This is a genomic window from Ruegeria marisflavi (assembly GCF_025673445.1).
GTDB classification, from domain to species: Bacteria; Pseudomonadota; Alphaproteobacteria; order Rhodobacterales; family Rhodobacteraceae; genus Ruegeria_B; species Ruegeria_B marisflavi.
On sequence record NZ_JAOVQN010000006.1, the window covers coordinates 81,676 to 103,313 of the forward strand.

The following is a 21,638-nucleotide window of genomic DNA, read 5'->3' on the forward strand; positions in this document are numbered from 1 at the left end:
ATGACCCGATTGTTCGTTCTTATCCTTCTCGTTCTGGGCCTGTTGGCCTCGGCCTTCTGGTGGTTGTGGCTGCGGCCGCGCCTGCCCGATCCCGCCGTCGTGGCCGCCGCCTATGCCCGCCCCCTGCCGCCGCCGCCGGGGCCGATGGCCGTGTTCCACCTGGGCCACAGCCTGGTGGGACTTGACATGCCCGCGATGCTGCAACAGCTCGCGCCGCAGGGCCACAGCTATGACAGCCAGCTGGGCTGGGGCACCCCGATGAAGGCGCATTGGGAGGAGGACGAGCCGATCAAGGGGTTCGACGTGATGAACGCCCACCCCCGCTACCGGCCCGCGGACGAGGCGATCGGTTCGGGAGAATACGATGCCGTGATCCTGACCGAGATGCTCGAACTCAGGGACGCGATCAAGTATCTCGACAGTGACGACTATTTCACCAAATGGGCCGATCTGGCCCGGCAGGGGCGCCCGGACACGCGGGTGTTCCTGTACGAGACCTGGCACTGGCTCGACGATCCCGACGGCTGGCTCAACCGGCTTGACCGCGATCTGGTCGAGCTGTGGGAAAACGGCATCCTGCTTCAGGATCTCGCCCGCAACCCGGACCAGCCCGCGCATGTCATCCCGGTCGGACAGGTGCTGTCGCGCTTTGTCCGCGAGATCGAGGCGCGCGACGGTGTCGGCGCCATCACCAACGCCGAGCAATTGTTCGGAATCGACCCCGAGGGCAAGCTCGACCCGATCCACATGGGCGATCTGGGCAATTATCTGGTGGCGCTGACCCATTACGCCGTACTGTATCAGCGCTCGCCCGTGGGCCTGCCGCATGAATTGCTGAAGGCCGACGGCACCCCGGCACAGGCCCCCACGCCCGAGGCCGCGCGCCTGATGCAGGAGGTGGTCTGGCAGACCGTGACCAGCTATCCCAAGACCGGAGTTCCGCAATGAACTGGATTGCCTCCCTGATCGGGGTCCTTTTCATCGGCCATTCGCTGTTCGGCCCGACCAATCCCGACATGCTGTCGGCGGTACTGAAGGATACCGGTGTCCGGGTCGAGGCGCAAATCATCAACGGCGCGCCGCTGTCCTACAACTGGGAAAACGGCGACAAGGCCGAGGGCGTGAACGCGCGAGAGGTGCTCTCGGGCGGCGGCTTTGATGCCGTGATCCTGACCGAGGCGATCCCGCTCGCCAACCAGATCCAGCATAACGACAGTGTCGGTTATGCCCGGCGCTACTATGATCTTGCGGTCACGGCCAACCCGCAGGCGCGGGTGTTCCTGCAAGAGACCTGGCACGACCTGCGATCCGGCAGCGGTGCCCGGATCGAGCATGATGCGGGGGCGGATATCCCCTGGCGGAACCGGATCGAACAGGATCTGGCGCAATGGCAATCCATCGTCGACGGGGTGAATGAAACCCGACCGACCGGTGCCCCGCCGATGCGGCTGTTGCCCGCCGGACAGGCGATGCTGGCCCTGACCGACGCCATTGCCGAGGGCACCGTACCGGGGCTCGACCGCATTTCGCAGGTGTTTCATGACGACATCCACCCCAACGACCTCGGCTTCTACTTTCTGACCATGGTGCAATACGCGGCGCTGATCGGGGAGAGCCCGGTGGGCCTTCCGCACCGGCTGAAAGACCGCTGGGGCCGCGCCTTTGACGCGCCCAACCCGGCGCAGGCGGCCCGCCTGCAAACCATCGCCTGGGAGGCGGTGCAGGCCTATGTCTCTCCCGCCCCGCCCGCTCCGGTCGCGCCGAAACCGGAGCCGGAGCCGGAGCCGGTTGCTGTCGCAACCGAGACCGCCACGGCGCTGGAGCAAGGCTATGTCCCACCGCCCGAACCGGACGGGCCGGTCGCCCTCGCCATCGGGCTGGCCGGGGTCAACGACTGGTCGGTGCAACAGCCCTTTCTCGACGTGTTCAAGACCGCCCGCCCCTGGATCGGCCACCTGCCCCGGCAGTTCGGCGGCGCCAGCTATGACGATTTGCAAGCGGCAGGCTACCTGGACGAAAACGGCTGGCCGCAGGCGATCCCGCCCGAGCTGGGCTCGGTCGGCACACTGATCCTGACCGACCTGCCGGTCGAGGCGACCTCAGTCGCCGGGCGCTATGTGCTGCGCTTTGACGGTCAGGGCATCGTCGAAGTCACGGGCCGGGCCGAAAACATCCGCTATGGCAGGAACCGGGTCGAGTTTGACTATACCCCCGGCCCCGGTCTGGTCGATATCCGCATCCAGCGCACCCATCGCGGCGGCGATTATGTGCGCAACATCAACGTGGTAAAGGAAGAGAACCTGGCTGCCTTTGACGCGGGCGCGCGGTTCAACCCCGACTGGCTGGACCGGCTGCAAGGGTTCCGTGCGCTGCGCTTCATGGACTGGATGCAGACCAACAACTCGCAGCAAGCGGCCTGGGAGGGTCGTCCGAAACCAGCGGATTTCTCCTGGGCCGTCAAGGGCGTGCCGGTCGAGATCATGGTGGACCTTCTGAACCGTACCGGCGCGGATGGCTGGTTCAACATGCCCCACCTGGCCGATGACGACTATTTCCGCCGCTTTGCCGAGACGGTGCGCGACACGCTCTGGATCGAACAGCGCGCCTATGTGGAACTGTCCAACGAGGTCTGGAACTGGCAGTTCACGCAGGCGCAATGGGCCGAGGATCAGGCCCGCGCGCGCTGGAACAAGAAGGACCACTGGGTCAGCTATTACGCCGCCCGCGCGGTCAAGATGGCCGATATCTGGGCCGAGGTCTATGGCGATCAGGCCGAGGCGCGGCTGGTGCGGGTGATCTCGACCCAGACCGGCTGGATCGGGCTGGAAGAGATGATCCTTGACGCGCCTGCCTGGGTGGCCGAGGAACCGGGCCGGGCCGCGCCCGCCCGCCATTTTGACGCCTATGCCGTTACCGGTTATTTCGGCGGCACCCTTGGCTGGGAACAGCGCTTGCCGATGCTGCGGCAATGGCTGGCCGACAGTCGCGCCGAGGCGGCGGCGCAGGCAGAGGCCAAGGGGCTGACCGGGTCCGAGCGCGACGCTTACATGGCCGAGCACCGTTTCGACCTCGCCACCTCGCTGGCCTGGGCCGAACTGCGCGATGGCGCCGCCAGCGGTGACGCGACCGATACACTGGCCCAGAACCTTGGCACCCAACTGCCCTATCACGCCGCTGTGGCGGCAAAATACGGGCTGGACCTGATCATGTACGAGGGCGGCAGCCATGTGGTGGGGCTTGGCCCGCTGATCGACGACGAAGAGATCACCGCCTTTTTCACTCATTTCAACTATTCGGACGAAATGGGTGATCTTTATACCGATCTGATCCGTGGCTGGCATGCGGCGGGCGGCAAGTTGTTCACCGCCTATGCCGATGTCTACCGGCCCAATAAATGGGGCAGCTGGGGGCACCTGAGGCATCTCGACGATGCCAACCCGCGCTGGGACGCGCTGGTGGAGTTCCTCAGGTGACCCGTCATCTCAGCGTCATAATCCCGGCCCATGACGAGGCCGACTGGATCGGCGCCTGCGCCCGCGCGCTGCTGGCCTCCGATCCGCTGCCCGATGGCTGGCGCGGCGAGGTGCTGGTGGTTGCCAATGGGTGCAATGACGACACCGCCGCGCGCGCCCGCGCGCTGGCGGGTCTTGCCGGTGAACGCGGTTGGGGCTGGACGGTGCTGGAACTGGCCGAGGGCCGCAAGCTCGGCGCGCTCGACGCCGGAGATGCCGCCGCGCAGGGGCCTCTGCGCGCCTATCTCGATGCGGATGTGCGGGTCGACCCCGATCTGATGGCGGCGCTGGTGGCGGCGCTCGACACCGATGCGCCCCGCTATGCCAGCGGTGCGCCGCGCGTCGCCCCGGCCCATAGCTGGATCACCCGCGCCTATGGCCGGTTCTGGCAGACCCTGCCCTTTGTCACCACCGGTGTGCCGGGGTTTGGCCTGTTTGCGGTGAACGCCGCCGGGCGTGCCCGCTGGCAGGGCTGGCCCGATATCATCTCGGACGACACCTTCGTCAGGCTCAGCTTTGCCCCCGCCGAGCGGCTGCGGGTCGCACCCGGCTACGACTGGCCGATGGTCGAGGGCTTTGCCAATCTCGTCCGGGTGCGCCGCCGCCAGAACGCGGGCGTGGCCGAGGTCGGGGCGCTGTACCCAAGCTTGACGGCGAATGATGGCACGCCCGGCCTGGGGCTGTCCGGCCTGACCCGCCGGATGCTGCACGATCCGGTCGGGTTCGCGGTCTACGCCACCGTGGCATTGGCGGTGAAAACCCCGCTTTTCCGCGCGCGCAATCGCTGGGCGCGCGGTCGCTGAGGCTGTCGCACCTGCAACTCAGCCGTTTTCAAAGTAACCGGCCAGTTTCGCCGCCTCGCTATCGATGTCATGCCGCTCCAGAACCCGCGCGCGACCGGACAGTCCCATCTGGTCCAGCCGCTCCTGCCCCGTCTCGGCCAGCTCTGCCAATGCATCGGCCAGCGCCGCCACATCGCCCGCAGGCACCAGCCAGCCGGTCTTGCCGGGCCGCACCAGCTCGGGCGTGCCGGCCACATAGGTGGCCACCACGGGACGCGCCGCCGCCATCGCCTCCATCACCACCATCGGCAAACCTTCAGCAAAACTCGGCATCACCAGCGCCTGCGCGGCATCGAGCGCCGCGCGCACCCCCTCCTGATCCAGCCAACCGGTGAGCGTGACATTGCCGCCCAGACCCAGCCCTGAAATCGCGCGCTCCAGATCGCCCCGCATTTCGCCGTCGCCCACCAGATCCAGATGCGCCTGCGGGTGGGTCCGCACCAGCCGCGCCATTGCCTGAAGCAGGATCATCTGCCCCTTCTGCTCGACAAACCGGCCCACCGCGACCAGCCGCAGCGGCCCGCCCGGCACCGGCACCGGGTCCGCAAAGGCCGCGGGTTCGATCCCGCAATGGACCACCCGCAACCGGTCCCAGCCCGCAAACGCGGTCCAGCGGCAAAGCTGGCTGCGGCCGAACTGGCTGACCCCTACGGCAAAGCGGGCGCGCGCCAATTTCTCGGGCAAGGACAGCGCCGCCGGGGCGTCAAACTCCTCGGGCCCGTGCACGGTAAAGGAATACCCCGGCCCGCCCAGCGCCTCGGCCAGCATGGCGACGGTCGCGGAATTGGTGCCGAAATGGGCATGCAGATGGGTGACCCCGGCTGCACGGCAGCACTCTGCTACATGGGCCGCCTCGCCCAGATAGATCAGGTGCCGGAGCCGCCCCGCCGGTGACGCACCACCGCAACGCAACGCCAGCCGCAAAGCGGCAAAGCCCCGGCCCGGCGCCGCAAGAAACCGGCGCAACAGCGCCGCCCCCAGCCCCAAAGCGCCGCGATCCAGCACGTATTCGGTGCGCTCCGCCTCGGCCCGGTCGCGCGCGTCAACCAGCGGCGCAGTTGCACGACGCATTGCCAGCCGCAGGACCGAAACGCCCTGCCGCTCCAGCGCCTGCACCTCACGCCGGATGAAACTGTGCGATGGCAGCGGATAGGTATTCAGAACATATGCGATTGTCACGACGGCGGGACCTGCGGTGTTGGTTAGGCCAAGAGGTACATCGCCCCAGGCAGCCTGCCTACCCGGCGCCCTCAACCCGGTCCCTGTCTGTGGACCCAACGCCACAAGCTGTCGCCCGTCTCCTTTGCTCTGATTGACCCGGGGCGACCTGCTTTCTAGCGTGGCGCCACAGGCCCAAAGGCCACCAGCAGGGATCCCATATGTCGCGTCTTTTCTCCGCCTTCAGCGGTTCCGGCCTGATGGCCCGCGTCCTGCGCAGCGCCTCGTGGCTGATGGTGGGCTATGGCGGCAGCCAGGCGCTGCGGCTGGCGGCGAACCTGATCATGACGCGGCTGCTCTTCCCCGAGGCCTTTGGTATCATGACCCTGGTCACCGTCGTCATCGTAGGTCTCAGCCTGTTTTCCGATGTCGGCGTCGGCCCCGCAATCGCGCAGAACCCGCGTGGCGACGACCCCGATTTTCTGAACACCGCCTGGACGATACAGGTGTTCCGGGGTTGCATGCTGTTTGCGGTGGCCTGCCTGCTGACGATCCCGATCGCCCGGTTCTACCATGAGCCCGACCTGGTCAAATACCTGCCGGTGGGCGCGCTGGCGCTGCTGGTTTCGGGCTTTTTCCCGACCCGGATCGAAACCGCGCACCGGCACCTGCTGGTCGGGCGCCTCACTGTGCTGGACCTGGCAAGCCAGGCTATCGGCATCGGCTTCATGGTGATCTATGCGGAACTCAACCAATCGGTGATGGCGCTGGCGCTGGGGGGCGTGGTCTCGGCCGTGGCCAAGTTGATCCTGACCCATTTCCTGCTGCCCGGCCCGGTGAACCGGTTCCGCTGGGAGCGCGCCGCCGCCGACGACCTGATCCATTTCGGCAAGTGGATCTTCCTGTCCACCGCGCTGACCTTTGTCATCAGCCAGGGCGACCGCGCCATCCTGGGCCGGTATCTCAGCATCGACATGCTGGGGATCTACAATATCGGCTACTTCCTGGGCAGTTTCCCGATGATGGCGGGGCTGTCGATGATCGGCCGCATCATGATCCCGGTCTACCGCGACAAGCCACCCGCCGAGAACGCGACAAACCGCCAGCACCTGAGTCGGCTGCGCGCCGGGATGAGCCTGTCGATCGGGCTGGCGCTGCTCTTGATGGCCGCAATCGGGCCGCAACTGGTCGGGCTGCTTTATGACGACCGCTACCAGCTGGCCGGGCCGATGGTGACGCTGATCTCGCTGGCCTTTTACCCCCGACTGGTCATCCTGACCTATGACAATGTGGCGCTCGCCATGGGCGACAGCCGGTCGTATTTCATCGTGATGATGGTGCGGGCGGTGTTCCAGATCCTGTGCATCCTAGTGGGGCTTGCGTATTTCGGACTGGTCGGCGGTATCGTGTCGCTGGCGCTGGCCACCATCGCCAGCTATCCGGCGGTGGTCTGGCTGGCGCGCAAATACGGAGCCTGGGACGCGCGCCACGATATCGTGGCGGTGATGGCCGGGCTGCTGGCCACGGCCCTGATCCTGTGGATGCACTGGGCCGATATCGCGCTGCTGGCGGGGTACTGAGGTTTTGGCCTGCGGCGCTATTCCGCCGGCGCGCGGGGCCCCCGGAACCGGCGGGTCAGGCGCTGCCACAGCGACCGACGTGGCGCGCTGGTATCGAGATAGGGCACCACCACCACCGGGCGGAACCCCAGCTCACGCTCCATCTGATCAGCACTGCGAAGCACCGGGTTGCGCCATTCCAGCACATAGGCCAAACCCAGCGCCACACCGATGCTGCCGGCCAGACCCAGCAAAGCAAGTTTCTTGCGGCTTTCGGTCACCGGATAGTCGGGTATGGAGGCTTCTTCGATCACCGTCAGGCGCTCGGCCTGACGCTCGGCCTCGATCAGGAAACCCATCTCGGCCTCGTTGCGGCGGCTTACCACCTGCGCCAACTGATCCCGCAACTGTTCGAGGTTGCGGTCATAGGCGCCCAGTGCTCTTTCTACCTCGGGGCTGCTCTCAATCAGCCTTTCCAGCGCGTTCTTACGCTCGTCCAGCAGGTCGCGCTGCGCGTCCAGTGTCGCCAGCTGCTCGCCCAGATCCTTGCGCAGACGTTCTGCCGTGGCGGGCCGCTCGCTCTGCGACGCCAGTTCCATCGCGCGTTCGATCCGTATGCGCTCGCGAGCGATGTCGAGCAGCCCATCGTTGATCGTACTGATCTCGTCGCGCCGCGCCTCGACCGCACCCGGCAGGCTCAGTTGATGAGTGGCACGATAGGCTTCGATCTCGGCGTCAAGTCTTTCAATATCCTGCTCTAGCGCAGCCTTCTGCGCATCAAAGAAGGTCAGCGTCGCCCGCGCGTTCTCGATCCGGGTCTGCTTGCTCAGCTCAACGGTGCGCTGACCGAATTCATGCGCCACCTGCTGCGCCAACTCGGGCGTCGACATCCGGGCGGTGATGCTGAGAACCGAAATCGCACCGTCGTCGGAATAGCCCTCGCGCGCCGCCGCGATCCCCTCGATCCGCACCGCGGTGCGCAACATGTTCACCTTGGCCTGCGGCTTCAGACTGGGCTGATCGTCGTAAAGCCCATACTTCTCGATGATTTCCAACATCGTGCCGCGGGTAGTCAGGATCTGCTGGATCAGCTGCAGCCGTCGCGCCGAAGATCCCTCGACCGTGCTGCGCGCCAGTTCATCCGACACCACCGGGCGGGCGATCTGGATGACCTCGTGGGATTCGTATTCGTGCTGATGGCGCATGGCCATGACCAGCGACAGCACAGATCCCAGCAGGATCACGAAAAGGATCAACCGCGCCCTGCGGCGCAGCATATCGATCACATCGCTGATCGAATAGATCGGCCCCATACGTGCTGTCTCACTCGTTTCAAATGCCTGCTCTGTAGCACGAACAAGACCACGGCATACCGACTAAAATATGGCAACCGGTTGCAAAAACGAAGGTCAAACCACGTAGTTTTCCTGACCGGCCTCGCGTCCCCTGTTCAGAACAACGCCCACAAGAGGGGCATTCGCGCCCAGTACCTGTTCGCAGCGGCGCACATGCTCTGAGGTCGTCATGGTGCCATCGGCGACCAGCAGGACACCATCGACACTTCCGACAAAGGCCGCCAGATCGTCATGCGCCAGCACTGCGGGCATGTCGCAAAGGATCACATCCGGCCTGAGTTCCTCCTGCATCTCGTCAAGCACCTCTCCTGCCACCTGCGAATGCAAAAGTTCCGACGCATCTCGGACCGCGCCGGCGCCTAGGCCCACGGCCAACGTGTCGCCGTAGCGGAACAGATGGTCCAGATAAGATTTCTCGCCACGTAGTAGGCCACGCATGTCACCCTTTGCCGTCATGTCCAGCGCGGCGGCAATACCTGGATCGCGCATGTTCATGTCCAGCAGCACCGTGCGGCTGCCCGGAACCCGCGCCATGCTCAGCGCCAGGTTCACCGCTGTGAAGGTCGCGCCGCAGCCCTCAGTCGGGGCGGCGATGGCTATCCGTGTCCAGCCCTTTGCCTTCAGCGTCTGAAGCAACCGCGTGCGCATCACGTCAAACGCCTTGGCCGCGGGATCAGTGCGGAACAGGTTGACCAATGGCATCCGGCCCTTTTGCGGCTGGCGTAATCCCATAGAGGTCTGCCTCAACCGCAACCAGGGTTCCGGAAGAGCCGCAGGCAGCATTTGCTTTTTTACGATTTCCGGCTTGGCCTTGGGCGCCAACACCGCGCGCTTGGTCGCAGACGGGCACTGTGCCTCGGCGATCAGCGCGGCCTTGCGCCGAAACGGACGGGTCTCCTTCCGCTCGCCGTCCGTGCCATCGTTCCGATCGCGCATATCCGCAGCCTTGTCCCACTCAGGAGCCAGTGTCTTGTCATGATACGCCACTTACCAACTCCTAGCCGATAATTACTAACGCGATTCCAATGATCAATAACCGGTGCGGCGCACAACCACCGATGCCGTCCTCAACAGCAGGATCAGATCATAGCCAAAACCGAGGTCGCGCGCATATTCGGCATCCAGCTTGCAGCGATAATCGAAGCGTGAGTTGTTCCGGTCAGACACCTGCCACACACCGGTAATGCCCGGACGCAGCGAAAAATAAGCCTTGCTGCATCCATAAAGGGGCAGTTGCTCGGGCATCATCGGACGTGGACCGACTAGGCTCATCTCACCTTTCAGTACGTTCCAAAGCTGTGGCAACTCGTCCAGCGAAGTCGCGCGCAGGAACCCGCCCACACGGGTGATCCGCGGATCTTTCTTCAACTTCTGGGTCGCGTCCCATTCCGCCCGCATGTCCGGATTGTCCTTTAGCAACCGGGCCAACCGCGCATCCGCGTCGATCACCATCGTGCGCAGCTTGACTATCTTGTACACCTTGCCGTTCCGGCCCAGGCGCGCCTGCCAATAGAACGGGTTGCCGCCCTCCAGCCACAGCGCCAGCGCGCAGAATGCCACGATTATTGCGGATACCGGTAATGACAGGAAAACGAAGGCCACATCCAACACGCGCTTGCCAAAGGACGCGTACCAGCCAGTTTGACCGAGAACCTGACCCCCCAGGTTCTCTTGGGGTTTCCTTGGCATTGCGCTTCCTCGGCCGGTCGCGACCGCATAGGCCGGGATCATCGCCGACCCGGATGCTCCGGGCACTGTGATCGCATGCGATGCGTCTTGGATGTAGTCCTTCATTTCCCCCCCTATTCACAGGGACCAGGGCCGCCGCACACCGCAACCGCGGAAGGGCAAAGCCGAGATACTCATTACATTTGTCCGGACCTAAGCAGTTCGCCCGGATAGTCTTGCGGTTTCCGTCCCGGATCGTTCCGCGCCCTACGCGCCAAATTCCGTCCGGTTCGCGGCCAAGTTCGGCCACATTTCCGCCACGATCAAACTACCCCGGCGCGGCTAAAAATTTTAATGAAATCCGTGTAAACAGAGTGTTTCCGTTTCTAACCACCCAAAACATTGGAGTCTTCCAAATTTCACCTGAAACAATCACAGACAATATCTTCCATTGTCCTGCCCTTATGGCCAATTGGTAAGGGGAATCATTGCTTCACTTTACCAGTGTCTCGCATAGCAACCTTTGCCACAATTGTGACAAGAACATACACTCGGGCGCTTTGACCGGCCCGACACTGCCGTGGCGACCGACCGGTCTGGCCAAGGAGCGCCAAGCCGAGGCCGCTCGGCCCCGGCTAGCGCGGCAACAACGGCAATCCCGGCAAACGACAGGCGGCTCAGGCTCATCCACAATTCGCACGCAGCCACGCTCGCTGTTAGCCCGACAAACAGCGTTCCGAACAGGGTAATAAATGATGCGGGTTTGAAAGCCGGTGCGCTAGATCAGACCCAGGATCTGGCGGCAGCCCGCTGCCGCCTCGGGGGTCTTGCCCGCCTCGACAAAGGACAGCACCCGGCCCAGCGCCTCTTTGCGCGACATCGGGTCCAACGGCCCGGCGGGACCCGACAGGTCCCGGCGACGCACGGTGAAATATGCAAGCCTGGATTCGTCGGAACCGAAACTGTACTTGTAGGGCTCGTTACCATGGCAGAAATCGTAGATGTCATGCCCCTGCCCGATGGACCATTCGATCGCCTTTGCGTGCAGCAGCAAGCCGATGAAATGCCCCTCGGCGCTTTCGTCCCGTCCGGCCACGATGAAATGCACCCGCCGCATGCGTGGATCGACAACGTGGCCCAGCGCGCCCAGAACCTTCCCGTCGCGTTTCAGAACAGGCAGGTACAGTAGCCCCAGCTGGCTGGCCACCGTCAGGATCCGCAGGTAATTCGCCGCCACCTGCCGCGCGACCTCCGACCCCTTGACCGGCGCCCATTTCCGCATCCACAGCCTGAGCAGCGCCGCGATGTCGGATTTCAGCTCGGGCCCCGAGGCATGGGTCAGCGTGCATTCGCCGCTGTCCAGATACCTGCGGGTAAAACGGCGGATCTTCTGGCGCGCGTTCTTGCTGGGACCGGTGGACAGCCATTCCTCGTAATCCGCGGGCAACCAAACCCGCGGGCAGATCAGGTTGTCGGTCTCGCCCTTGTTGATGAAATACTCCCGGTGCCGCGCCGAAAACGCCTCTGCGGGAAAGGCGGCCATGAACTTGGCCGCCCGTGCCCGCGACCCCTCGTACCGGATCGATAGCCGGACCCAGGGGCTCTGCCGCAGCGTCTCGGCCAGGGCGGCAAGCGCCTTGTCCTCGTAGGCCGGTTCGCACAGGAACCCGGTATACTCGCTCCACAAGAGCCGCCCGCCCGCCTCGATCTCGGACTGGAACTCCTGCCGCGAGGTGCTCCAGTGCACCCGGTATTTCAACGGAAACACGCAGACCAGGCGCGGCCCGTGAAACACCGCCAGCACCCGCCAGCGGCCCGGGTTGGCGGAAAACGCCTGCGCCAGCCAGTCCCAGGACAGATAGACCGTGCCCTCGGGGTCGCGCCCCTCCAGCGCCCGCCACCGGTCGCGCAGCGCGGTGAAATCCTCCATCCGCTCGATCGCGGCCACCCGCAGCCCGCGCGCCTCTATGGCAAGGCTCAGGATATCGGTGGCGCCATCCATGGTCAGGCGCTTTTGAGCGAGCGCCCATCCTTCAGGATCGCCCGGAAATAGTCTTGCGCCGCATCGAAATTGCGCGCCAGTGCCTCGGTCACCGGTGATTGCGCCGCGTAATAGGCGCCGACACCGCAGATCTGCATGGCAAACTCGGGATGCACACCGGCGTCGTCATATTTGCGCACCCGCTCCTTGGACAGCCAGCCGCGCTTTTTCGCCTCTTTCGTGATCAGCTTCAGCCGCTGGATCGCATGGAAGGTCAGATAGACCGACAGGTAATCCAGATAATCGCCAATCTCGTGGCCACAGCCGGGATCGAAGGCGTCGATCATCACGTCGGCCATCTGGTCGGGTCGGACCGGCCAGGCCTCGTCGCCGATCAGCCAGGCAAAATCCTCGGCCCCGTGGCGCAGGCCCGAATACTCGAAATCGAACCAGCGCAGCTTGCCCGTCCGGTCCAGCGCGGCATTGCCCGACCGGCAATCCCATTTCACGAACTGCCGCCCCGGATAGGCCAGCCGTTCCGCCGCTGCCGCCCGGTCAAATTGCGGCGAGATTCCCATCGAATAAGGCAACAATGTGTCAACCGCATCGACCAGATTGGTCACCCAGCCGTCATTGGCGCCTAGATGCGGCAGCATCCGGCCCAGGTCGGTGCGCCGGGCCGCGCTCTGGATACGAAAGATCGCCGCGACGGCCTCGGCCGCCAGGTCCAGACGGCCTTTTTCCTTGTGGCGCACGATCTCCTGGTTCAGGCGCCGGCGGCCGACATCAGACTGGAACATGACCTCGCCGACCACGCCCAGACACTCGGGCAGGTCGTCGGTATGGGCGCGCAACTGTTCCAGTACACAGGCTTCGAGATGGGTCCTGCGAAAGTTCGGGCGCAGCGTGGCGATCACGTCCATATCATTGAAATGCAACCGGAAACTCGACCGGTCCTCGCCACCCGGCGCGGTCACTTTCTGCACCGGCCGACCGAAATGGGCTTCTGCCGTATCTACGATACGTGTCAGCCTGCCGCTTTTCCTGCCGTCCGTCATATCGTGCCTCACCCTGTCACCAACACAAGTCGTCTAACCAGCCGGGTAACCTCGGTCCAAGAGCGCGACCCGTGGACATCGGCGATAGCACGATTGCCGATTCGCCCGCAGAACTAGCGCGATTCCCGACCTTATTGGCGGCTATTCCCCTTATAATTCCGGGTGGCTCCAAAGATTGTTTCCGCCCGCGCCGAACCGCCATGCCTTGAGCCACAATTTTGACACAAATTTTCCCAAGCTTGCCACATTTCCCTACTCTGCTCGTCACGCTTTTTTTGGCCACGTACCTGCCCGCTCTATCGCAGGGCGAGCGTCTGTTTCGAATGCCAGAGCCATTTTGGGGGATTGTGTGATGGGTTACGGAAGATGGAATTGGCATGGTGGCCAGTGCGGCTGGGGCACCAACAGCTATCATAACGGCGGGATCGAGGGGCACAGCTTTTCGTCTTGGTACGATTCACATATCGGCGGCCATTTCTCACATTCACACTGGCAGAACAGTGATGGAAACGAGCCTGATGGCTCCGGCGGCACCAAGGGCTCCGGTGGAACCAAGGGCTCCGAGATCGGCTGGGACGCGCCCTCGAACGCCCTGCCCGCCTTTACCGGTGAACCGTCCGATTGTAACGGAGAGGGCGAAACGGTGGTCTATGCCAGTGGCGGCACCTCGGGGCAGCACCCGACGCTGAACGACATCTTCGGGCTGATGACCCAGCCGATGGAGGATGACGAGATGCCACCCGAAGACCTGCTGGAAGATCCGGAAATGGATTTCGAAACGGTCTGACCCGACCGCGTAACCAGAAAGGACCGGCCCCGCGCCGGTCCTTTTCGTTCCCGCTCAGGCGCGCCGAATGGCCAGCCGTGCCCCAACCGCCGGATCGGGCGGCAACGCCCCATGCGCCGCCGCCATCCGCGCAATCCGCGCCTGGGCCCAGTCCGGAAACGGCGCGCCGCGCCCGGTCTGCTGGCTGACATTCATCAACAGCGCCTCCTGCGTGGCGCACAGGGCATCGTCCCGCTCCGAGAACATCCGGGCGAAATAGATCATCCGCTTGGCATCGTGATCGAGCAGCCGGAACTCCACCCGGAACCCCTCGCCCTCCAAAAGCTCGCGCCGGAACTGGACATGCGATTGCAGGATGTAAGGCCCGGCCCCCGCGGTCTCGGCATAGGTCTTGCCGGTGCCCAGATGCTCCTCCAGCATCACGTCCAGCGCCTGATCGAAGGCGACGCCGTAATAGCCCACATTCATGTGACCGTTATAGTCGATCCAGTCTGGCCTGACGGTGAAACCGCGCACATCGACCGGTGCCGGATAGGGGCCGTCATGGCCACTTTGCGGGATCTCTGCCACCATCGCGCTCAATCCTCGAAAATCGCCACCGCGCGGGTGAACCCCGCGCTTGCGCCTTTGATCTTGAACGGAAAACAGGAAATGGTGAAGCCTGTGGGCGGCAATTGGTCCAGGTTCGCCAGCTTCTCCATGTGGCAATACCCGATCTCCATCGAGGCGCGGTGCCCCTCCCAGATGATCGAGGCATCGCCGCTTTCGGCATAGGCCCGCGCGGTGAGCGGAAACGGCGCGTCCCAGGACCAGGCATCGGTGCCGGTCACCCGCACGCCCCGTTCGGTCAGATAGAGCGTCGCCGCGCGCCCCATGCCACAGCCCTTGATCAGGTAATCCGGCTGACCATAGCGCGCGCCCGCCGAGGTATTGACCACCACGATATCGAGCGGTTGAAGCACATGCCCGATGCGTTCCAGCTCGGCCTCGACATCTTCGGCGCTGACGACGTAACCATCCTGGAAGTGACGGAAATCCAGCTTGACCCCGGAGTTGAAGCACCACTCCAGCGGCACTTCGTCGATGGTGATCGCCCGTTCACCGTTGTTCATCGTCGAGTGGTGATGATAGGGCGCGTCCAGATGGGTGCCGTTATGGGTCGCCACGCTCAGCCGCTCCACCGCCCAGCCCTCGCCACCCGGCAGATCCTCGCGCTTCAGCCCGGGGAAAAAGGACATCACCTGTTCGGCGGTCTGGTCATGCGTCAGATACTCGATCTCGGGCAGCATGATCGGCGGGTCGGAAACGATACCTGTTTCCAGCGGGACGGACAGATCGACAAAACGGCGGGCCATGGACATTCCTTTGCGCAGGTTGCGCACAGGTTAGGAGCGCCGGCCGAGCCCGGCAAGCTGCAAAGGGGGCGCTGCCCCCTCGGCCCTGCGGGCCTCACCCCCGGAGGTATTTTTGACCAGAAAGAAGCATATGCGCGGTGCTGCTTCTTTCTGGTTCAAAATACTCCGGAGCGCGAGGCGGAGCCTCGCAAAAGACCTACTCCGCCGCCAGCGCTTCGGCTTTCTCGACGCGCACGGCCGAGTATTTGAATTCGGGGATCTTTCCGAACGGGTCGAGCGCCGCATTGGTCAGGATGTTGGCCGCCGCCTCGACATAGGCGAAGGGCAGGAACACGTTATCCTCGGCCACCGCCCGGTCAGCGCGCACCATCACCTGCACCGAGCCGCGGCGCGTGGTCAGCCGGATCGTGTCGCCGGGGGCGATCCCCATCGCACGCAGGGTGCGCGGGTGCATCGAGCAGTTGGCCTCGGGCTCGACCGCGTCGAGCACCGTGGCGCGCCGGGTCATCGAGCCGGTATGCCAGTGTTCCAGCTGCCGCCCCGTGATCAGCACAAAGGGATAGTCCGCATCGGGCCGCTCGTCGGGCTCGACGATCTTTGCAGGGGTGAACCGCGCCCGCTTGTTCGCACGCGGGAAGCCGTCGCCAAAGACGATGGCCTGGCCTGGATCCTCGGGGCTGAGCGAGGGATAGGTGACCGCCTCGCCTTCGAGCCGCGCCCAGGTGATATTGTCGAGCGATTTCATGTTGCGCTTCATCTCGGCAAACACTTCGCTGGGATGGCTGTAATTCCAGTCAAGCCCCAGACGTTTCGCCAGTTCCACCTCGATCCACCAGTCTTCGCGCGCCTCGCCCGGGGGCGTCACGGCGGGGCGGCCCATCTGCACCTGGCGGTTGGTATTGGTCACGGTGCCGGTCTTTTCCGCCCAGGCGCTGGCAGGCAGGATCACGTCGGCATAGTTCGCCGTTTCCGTCAGGAAGATATCCTGCACCACCAGATGGTCGAGCATCGCCAGCGCGGCCCGCGCGTGGTCGACATCGGGGTCGGACATCGCCGGGTTCTCGCCCAGGATATACATGCCCCTGATGTCGCCATCATGGATCGCATGCATGATCTCGACCACGGTGAGCCCCTTCTGGTTCGAGAAGTCGCCCGAGTTCCACACGCTGGTAAAGGCCGAGCGCACGCCATCATCCGTCACCGACTGGTAATCGGGCAGGAACATCGGGATCAGACCCGCATCGGAGGCGCCCTGCACGTTGTTCTGACCGCGCAGCGGGTGCAGGCCGGCGCCGGGCTTGCCCACATTGCCGGTCATCAGCGCCAGGCTGATCAGGCAGCGCGAGTTGTCGGTGCCGTGGATATGCTGGCTGACGCCCATGCCCCAGAAGATCATGCCCGCCTTGCCCGCCGCGAATGTGCGCGCCGCGGCGCGCAGCTCCTCGGCTTGGATGCCGCAGATGGCTTCCATCTTCTCGGGCGTGTAATCAGCCAGATGCGCCTTCATCTCCTCCCAGTTCTCGGTGAACTGGTCGATATAGGCCTGGTCATACAGCTCCTCTTCGACGATCACGCTCATCATCGCGTTCAGCATCGACACATCCGCGCCCGGCTTGAACTGCAACCGATGGGTGGCGAACTTGCCCATGCCCACGCCGCGCGGGTCGCAAACGATCAGCTTGCCACCGCGCTTGGTGAACTGCTTGAAATAGGTGGCCGCGACGGGGTGGTTCTCGATCGGGTTGCAGCCGATCACGATGGCCACATCCGCGTTCTCGATTTCGTTGAAGGTCGCGGTCACCGCGCCCGAGCCGACATTCTCCAGCAGCGCCGAGACCGAGGAGGCATGGCAGAGCCGGGTGCAATGGTCGACGTTGTTATGGCCAAAGCCCTGGCGGATCAGCTTCTGGAACAGATAGGCCTCTTCGTTCGAGCATTTGGCGCTGCCGAAACCGGCGACATAACTGCCCTTCTCGGCGCGCAGATCGGCCAGGCCCTTGGCAGCGAAATTCAGCGCCTCGTCCCAGCTCGCTTCGCGGAAATGCGTGAGCGGGTTGGCCGGATCGACGTTAAGCCCCTTGGGCGCGCCTTCCCGCCGGATCAGCGGCTTGGTCAGCCGGTGCGGGTGGTCGATATAGTCGAACCCGAACCGCCCCTTGACGCACAGCCTGTTCTCGTTGGCCGGGCCATCGACGCCGGTGACATATTTGATCTTGTCGTCCTTGATCTTGAAGCTCAGCTGGCATCCCACGCCGCAGAACGGGCAGACGGATGTGACCTCGCGGTCGTAATCCTTGCTGTCGCCATGCTGATAGCTGTCCAGCACGGTCGCAGGCATCAGTGCGCCGGTGGGGCAGGCCTGCACGCATTCACCGCAGGCCACGCAGGTCGAGGCGCCCATCGGGTCGTTCTGGTCGAACACCACCTGCGCCGTATGTCCGCGCCCGGCCATGCCGATCACGTCGTTGACCTGTACCTCGCGGCAGGCGCGCACGCAGAGATTACAGTTGATGCAGGCATCGAGGTTGACGCGCATCGCCACATGGCTGTCATCCAGCAGCGGCACATGCGCCGCGTCGCGCGCCGGGAAGCGGCTGTCGCTGACGCCGTTGGCCGCCGCCATGTCCCAGAAATGGCTGGAAACGTCATGCGCGACCTCGGGCTGGTCGGCGACCAACAGCTCGACCACCATCTTGCGCGCCTTCTCGGCGCGGGCGCTGTCGGTCTTCACCACCATGCCCTCGGCCACGGGCCGGATGCAGGACGCGACGAGCGTCCGCTCGCCCTCGACCTCGACCATGCAGGCACGGCAGTTGCCGTCCGGGCGATAGCCGGGACTGGGTTTGTGGCACAGATGCGGGATCACCAGGCCCCGGCCATGCGCGGCCTCCCAGATGGTCAGACCCTCGGGGACCGTTACGTCCTTGCCGTTCAGATTGAATGTCACCTGCTGGATTGCGTTGCCGTCTGGCATGGGTGAACTCCTGTCAATGGCCGGTATGACCCGCATGGTCATGGCTGTCGCCATAGCCGCGCAGGCTGTTATATGTCATTTTCTGGTGCCGGGTCAGAACCGGCCCCAGCGCGAGATGGGCGGACAGATGCGTCTGGCGCAGCTCGGCCCGCGCCCATTCCGCCGCGCCCAGCAGCTCGACAAGACGGCCCTCGTCGATCTCGCCACTGGCAAAGGCCGCGTCCAGCGCCGCCTCGGCGGCAATCAGCGCCTGCCCCTGTTCGACCGCCTGCGCACGCATGGCGTCATAGACCGCCTGCACCTCGTCCTGCTGCGCCTCGCTCAAGCCCAGCTCGTCGGCCAGGTCCAGCACATGGCGCGGCCCCGGCCAGCCGTTCAGCTCGGCCGGTTTGGCCAGGCCCCAGCCCGCGCCCGCGCGCAACTGCTCCAGGTCCTCGGCGGAAAAGGAACTTACCTCCCTCTCCTGCTGACCGGCATAAGGCGCGGTCTGCGCCAGCGCCGGGCCAGCGGCCAGAACCAGCGACAGGAGAACACCGCCGCGCATCAGATCTCGTCCGCGAAATGTTTCATCACCAGACGGATCGGGTTCGGCGCCGCCTGCCCCAGACCACAGATGCTGGCATCGGCCATCACCTGGCACAGATCCTCCAGCAGCTCGGTATCCCAGCGCTCGGCCTGCATCAGCTGCACCGCCTTTTCACAGCCCGCCCGGCAGGGCGTGCACTGGCCACAGCTTTCATCCTCGAAGAACCGCAGCATGTTCAGCGCCGCGTCGCGCGCGGTGTCCTGATCCGACAGGACCACCACCGCCGCCGAGCCGATAAAGCTGCCCAAGGGCTGTAAGGTGTCAAAATCGAGCGGGACGTCGTCGATGCGAGAGGGGAGGAGGCCCGACGACGGCCCGCCCGGCTGATACGCCTTGAAGCTGTGGCCCGCAGCCATGCCTCCCGCCGCATCAATCACGTCCAGAATGGTCGATCCCGCCGGCAGCAGGTAGACGCCGGGTTTCGCCACGCGGCCCGACACCGAATAACTGCGCAGCCCCTTGCGACCGTTCTTTTCAACCGAATTCAGGATCTGCGGCCCCTCGCGGCAGATCCGCGCGACCCAGTATAGGGTCTCGACATTGTGGACCAGCGTCGGCCGGTCAAAGATCCCCACCTGCGCCACAAATGGCGGCCGGTGGCGCGGCAGGCCGCGCTTGCCCTCGATCGACTCGATCATCGCGCTTTCTTCGCCGCAGATATAGGCGCCCGCGCCCCGGCGCAGGTCGATATAGCCCGGCGCCACCAGCCCCGCGCCCTCCAGCGCCGCGATCTCGCGCCGCAGGATCTCCAGCACCGCCGGATACTCGTCGCGCATGTAGATGAAACAGGTCTCGGCCTCGACCGCCCAGGCGGCGATCAGCATGCCTTCGAGGAAGAGATGCGGCGTGCGCTCCAGATAGAAGCGGTCCTTGAACGTGCCGGGTTCGCCCTCGTCGCCGTTCACCGCCAGATAGCGCGGCCCTGCATTGGCGCGCACAAAGCCCCATTTACGCCCAGAGGGGAAGCCCGCGCCGCCCAGGCCACGCAATCCGGCCGACAGCACGTTTTCCTGCACCGCCTGCCAGTCGCCGTTTGCGCGCAGCGCCTTCAGGCTCTCATAGCCGCCTTCGGCCACATAGGCGTCGAACGCCTGATAGTCGGGCAGATGCGCGTGGGTATCCCCAGCCGCAATCGCCGCCATCACCTTCTCCGGCGTCGCATGGTCGATATGGTTATGGCCGATCTCCAGCACCGGCGCGGTATCGCAGCGACCCATGCAGGGTGCCCGCAGCACCCGCACCTGGGTCGGGTCCAGCCCATCCTCCAGCGCCTTTTGCAACTGCTGCGCACCCGCCATCTCGCAGCTCAGCGAATCGCAAACCCGGATGGTCAGCGCGGGCGGTGGCGCCTCGTCTTCCTTGACCACGTCGAAATGCGCGTAGAATGTCGCGGTCTCGTAGACCTCGGCCTGCCCCACCTTCATCTCATAGGCCAGCGCCGCCAGATGGTCGGCGGACAGGTGGCCATGGGCATCCTGGATCAGGTGCAGAAACTCGATCAGCAAATCGCGTCGGCGCGGGCGGTCACCCAGCAGGCGCTGCACCTCGGCCAGCGCCTCGTCCGAATAGATGCGGCCCTTGGGCGTGCGCCGCCCCTTGCCCTTGCCCGATTTCCAGACGCCCTGTCCGTCGCCCGCAGGCTTGCTGTCCAATGGTGCCATGCTGCCCTCCGATTCAGAGCCCGTGTCTCATCAGCCATACATATCGTCAAATCGTCATTATCAATCGCACGATAACGACACCTTATCACCGCAAAGAGGTCACCACGTCCCTCAGCGCCGCCAACACCGGCAGTTCCGGGTCGCGCTGCAAGGTCGCCATGCAGATCGGTTTCGACACCACCGGATCGACCAGCGGCAGCACCCGGCACCCCTCCAGCGCGCCCAGCGCCCGCACCAGAACGCGCGGCACCACTGCCGCCGCCAGCCCCTCGCGCGCCATCACCATGGCGGCGGTAAAGCCGCTGGTCTCGGCCACCACGCGCGGATGCAGCCCCTGCTCGGCAAAGATCCGGTCCAGGATGCGCCGGTTCTGCATCTGCGGCTCCAGCAGGCACAGCGGAAACTCGGCCACCCGCGCCCAGGGGATCGGCCCGGTCGCATCGGTCATGTGATCCGGCACCAGCAGCACATAGGTTTCCTCATACAGCGGCTGCACATGCCGCAGATCGGTGCCGATACTGTCGCCATAGGTGATGCCCGCGTCGATCGTGCCGTCATCCAGCCCCTGCTGGATCGCGGTCGAGGACATCGAATCGATCCGCGCCACGATGCGCGGATGCGCCTGATGCAGCCGCCGCACCAGCCGCCCGGTAAAGGCCAGCGCGGTCGGGATCACCCCCAGCACCAGCGCACCCGATATCTCGCCCCGGATCGCCACCACCTCCTGTTCCAGCGCCCGTGCATCGCCAAGGATGCGGCGGGCGCGGCGCACGATCATCTCGCCCTCTTCGGTCAGCCCCTGAAACCGGTTGGCCCGGCGCACGATGGTGACACCCAGCCGCTCCTCCAGGTTGCGGATGCGCATGGAAAAGGCCGGTTGCGAGATACCGCAATCCTCGGCCGCCTTGGCAAAATGCCGGTGCCGCGCCAGGGCGCTGAGCAGTTGCAGGTCGCGCAGTTCGATCAAGGGCCCAGGCTCCGGTTGCAGGTTTGCCCAACAATAGCGCAGCCCCGCGCGGGTGAAACCCTCCTTCCGCATGCGGCCAACACAGGGAATGGAACTGGGGATTGACACGAATCGAACCCCGGGCATACCGTTTGCATACTAACAAGATTGGCAACCACAGGACGGGACCGATCCA

17 protein-coding genes are annotated in these 21,638 nt (G+C 64.7%); 5 read left to right on the forward strand and 12 right to left on the reverse strand.

Translation table 11 applies throughout. The annotated features are described in order from the left end of the window. The 3 genes from OEZ49_RS07880 to OEZ49_RS07890 are packed head-to-tail and all read left to right on the forward strand — an operon-like array spanning position 1 to position 4,315. Positions 1–948 (forward strand): hypothetical protein, encoded by a 948-nt coding sequence (locus OEZ49_RS07880; protein ID WP_263387795.1) that lies wholly within the window; start codon positions 1–3, stop codon positions 946–948. Beyond that, positions 945–3,473, forward strand: coding sequence for a hypothetical protein (locus tag OEZ49_RS07885; RefSeq protein WP_263387796.1), 2,529 nt, complete (start codon positions 945–947; stop codon positions 3,471–3,473). The genes OEZ49_RS07880 and OEZ49_RS07885 overlap by 4 nt, the downstream gene beginning before the upstream one ends. Then, positions 3,470–4,315 carry a glycosyltransferase gene (locus OEZ49_RS07890; protein WP_263387797.1) on the forward strand — a complete coding sequence of 282 codons (846 nt, stop codon included), beginning with the start codon at positions 3,470–3,472 and terminating at the stop codon, positions 4,313–4,315. The genes OEZ49_RS07885 and OEZ49_RS07890 overlap by 4 nt, the downstream gene beginning before the upstream one ends. Before the next feature lie 18 nt (positions 4,316–4,333). Here the strand turns inward: OEZ49_RS07890 and OEZ49_RS07895 are convergent, their stop codons facing one another. Then, positions 4,334–5,533 carry a glycosyltransferase family 4 protein gene (locus tag OEZ49_RS07895; RefSeq protein WP_263387798.1) on the reverse strand — a complete coding sequence of 400 codons (1,200 nt, stop codon included), beginning with the start codon at positions 5,531–5,533 and terminating at the stop codon, positions 4,334–4,336. A gap of 200 nt (positions 5,534–5,733) precedes the next feature. Here OEZ49_RS07895 and OEZ49_RS07900 point away from each other — a divergent pair, with 200 nt between their 5' ends. Continuing rightward, positions 5,734–7,092 carry an oligosaccharide flippase family protein gene (locus OEZ49_RS07900; protein WP_263387799.1) on the forward strand — a complete coding sequence of 453 codons (1,359 nt, stop codon included), beginning with the start codon at positions 5,734–5,736 and terminating at the stop codon, positions 7,090–7,092. A gap of 17 nt (positions 7,093–7,109) precedes the next feature. Here OEZ49_RS07900 and OEZ49_RS07905 read toward each other — a convergent pair whose 3' ends face one another. The 5 genes from OEZ49_RS07905 to OEZ49_RS07925 all read right to left on the reverse strand — a co-directional run bounded on the left by OEZ49_RS07905 (position 7,110) and on the right by OEZ49_RS07925 (position 13,133). After that, a complete protein-coding gene (locus tag OEZ49_RS07905; protein WP_263387800.1) occupies positions 7,110–8,384 on the reverse strand; it encodes a GumC family protein in 1,275 nt (424 codons plus the stop codon). 96 nt (positions 8,385–8,480) lie between these two features. Continuing rightward, a complete protein-coding gene (locus OEZ49_RS07910; protein WP_263387801.1) occupies positions 8,481–9,413 on the reverse strand; it encodes a CpsD/CapB family tyrosine-protein kinase in 933 nt (310 codons plus the stop codon). A 42-nt stretch (positions 9,414–9,455) separates the two neighbouring features. Then, positions 9,456–10,220 carry a sugar transferase gene (locus OEZ49_RS07915; RefSeq protein WP_263387802.1) on the reverse strand — a complete coding sequence of 255 codons (765 nt, stop codon included), beginning with the start codon at positions 10,218–10,220 and terminating at the stop codon, positions 9,456–9,458. Between the two features lie 652 nt (positions 10,221–10,872). After that, positions 10,873–12,096 (reverse strand): GNAT family N-acetyltransferase, encoded by a 1,224-nt coding sequence (locus tag OEZ49_RS07920; RefSeq protein ID WP_263387803.1) that lies wholly within the window; start codon positions 12,094–12,096, stop codon positions 10,873–10,875. 2 nt (positions 12,097–12,098) lie between these two features. After that, on the reverse strand, positions 12,099–13,133 hold the full coding sequence (locus tag OEZ49_RS07925) for a hypothetical protein (protein ID WP_263387804.1): 1,035 nt from the start codon (positions 13,131–13,133) through the stop codon (positions 12,099–12,101). Between the two features lie 352 nt (positions 13,134–13,485). On the opposite strand from OEZ49_RS07925, the gene OEZ49_RS07930 reads away from it, so the two are divergent. Then, a complete protein-coding gene (locus OEZ49_RS07930; RefSeq protein ID WP_263387805.1) occupies positions 13,486–13,920 on the forward strand; it encodes a hypothetical protein in 435 nt (144 codons plus the stop codon). A gap of 54 nt (positions 13,921–13,974) precedes the next feature. On the opposite strand, the gene OEZ49_RS07935 is transcribed toward OEZ49_RS07930, so the two are convergent. The 6 genes from OEZ49_RS07935 to OEZ49_RS07960 form a co-directional block, all read right to left on the reverse strand. After that, on the reverse strand, positions 13,975–14,493 hold the full coding sequence (locus OEZ49_RS07935) for a thioesterase family protein (RefSeq protein WP_263387806.1): 519 nt from the start codon (positions 14,491–14,493) through the stop codon (positions 13,975–13,977). A gap of 5 nt (positions 14,494–14,498) precedes the next feature. Further along, the gene (locus OEZ49_RS07940) at positions 14,499–15,275 is read right to left on the reverse strand and encodes a cyclase family protein (protein WP_263387807.1); all 777 of its coding nucleotides are present in this window, start codon (positions 15,273–15,275) and stop codon (positions 14,499–14,501) included. Between the two features lie 196 nt (positions 15,276–15,471). After that, a complete protein-coding gene (gene fdhF / locus OEZ49_RS07945; RefSeq protein WP_263387809.1) occupies positions 15,472–18,249 on the reverse strand; it encodes a formate dehydrogenase subunit alpha in 2,778 nt (925 codons plus the stop codon). A gap of 13 nt (positions 18,250–18,262) precedes the next feature. Continuing rightward, positions 18,263–18,793 (reverse strand): periplasmic heavy metal sensor, encoded by a 531-nt coding sequence (locus OEZ49_RS07950; protein ID WP_263387810.1) that lies wholly within the window; start codon positions 18,791–18,793, stop codon positions 18,263–18,265. Continuing rightward, a complete protein-coding gene (locus OEZ49_RS07955; RefSeq protein WP_263387811.1) occupies positions 18,793–20,496 on the reverse strand; it encodes an NAD(P)H-dependent oxidoreductase subunit E in 1,704 nt (567 codons plus the stop codon). The genes OEZ49_RS07950 and OEZ49_RS07955 overlap by 1 nt, the downstream gene beginning before the upstream one ends. A gap of 85 nt (positions 20,497–20,581) precedes the next feature. Further along, the gene (locus OEZ49_RS07960) at positions 20,582–21,463 is read right to left on the reverse strand and encodes a LysR family transcriptional regulator (protein WP_263387812.1); all 882 of its coding nucleotides are present in this window, start codon (positions 21,461–21,463) and stop codon (positions 20,582–20,584) included. Positions 21,464–21,638: the final 175 nt, after the last annotated feature.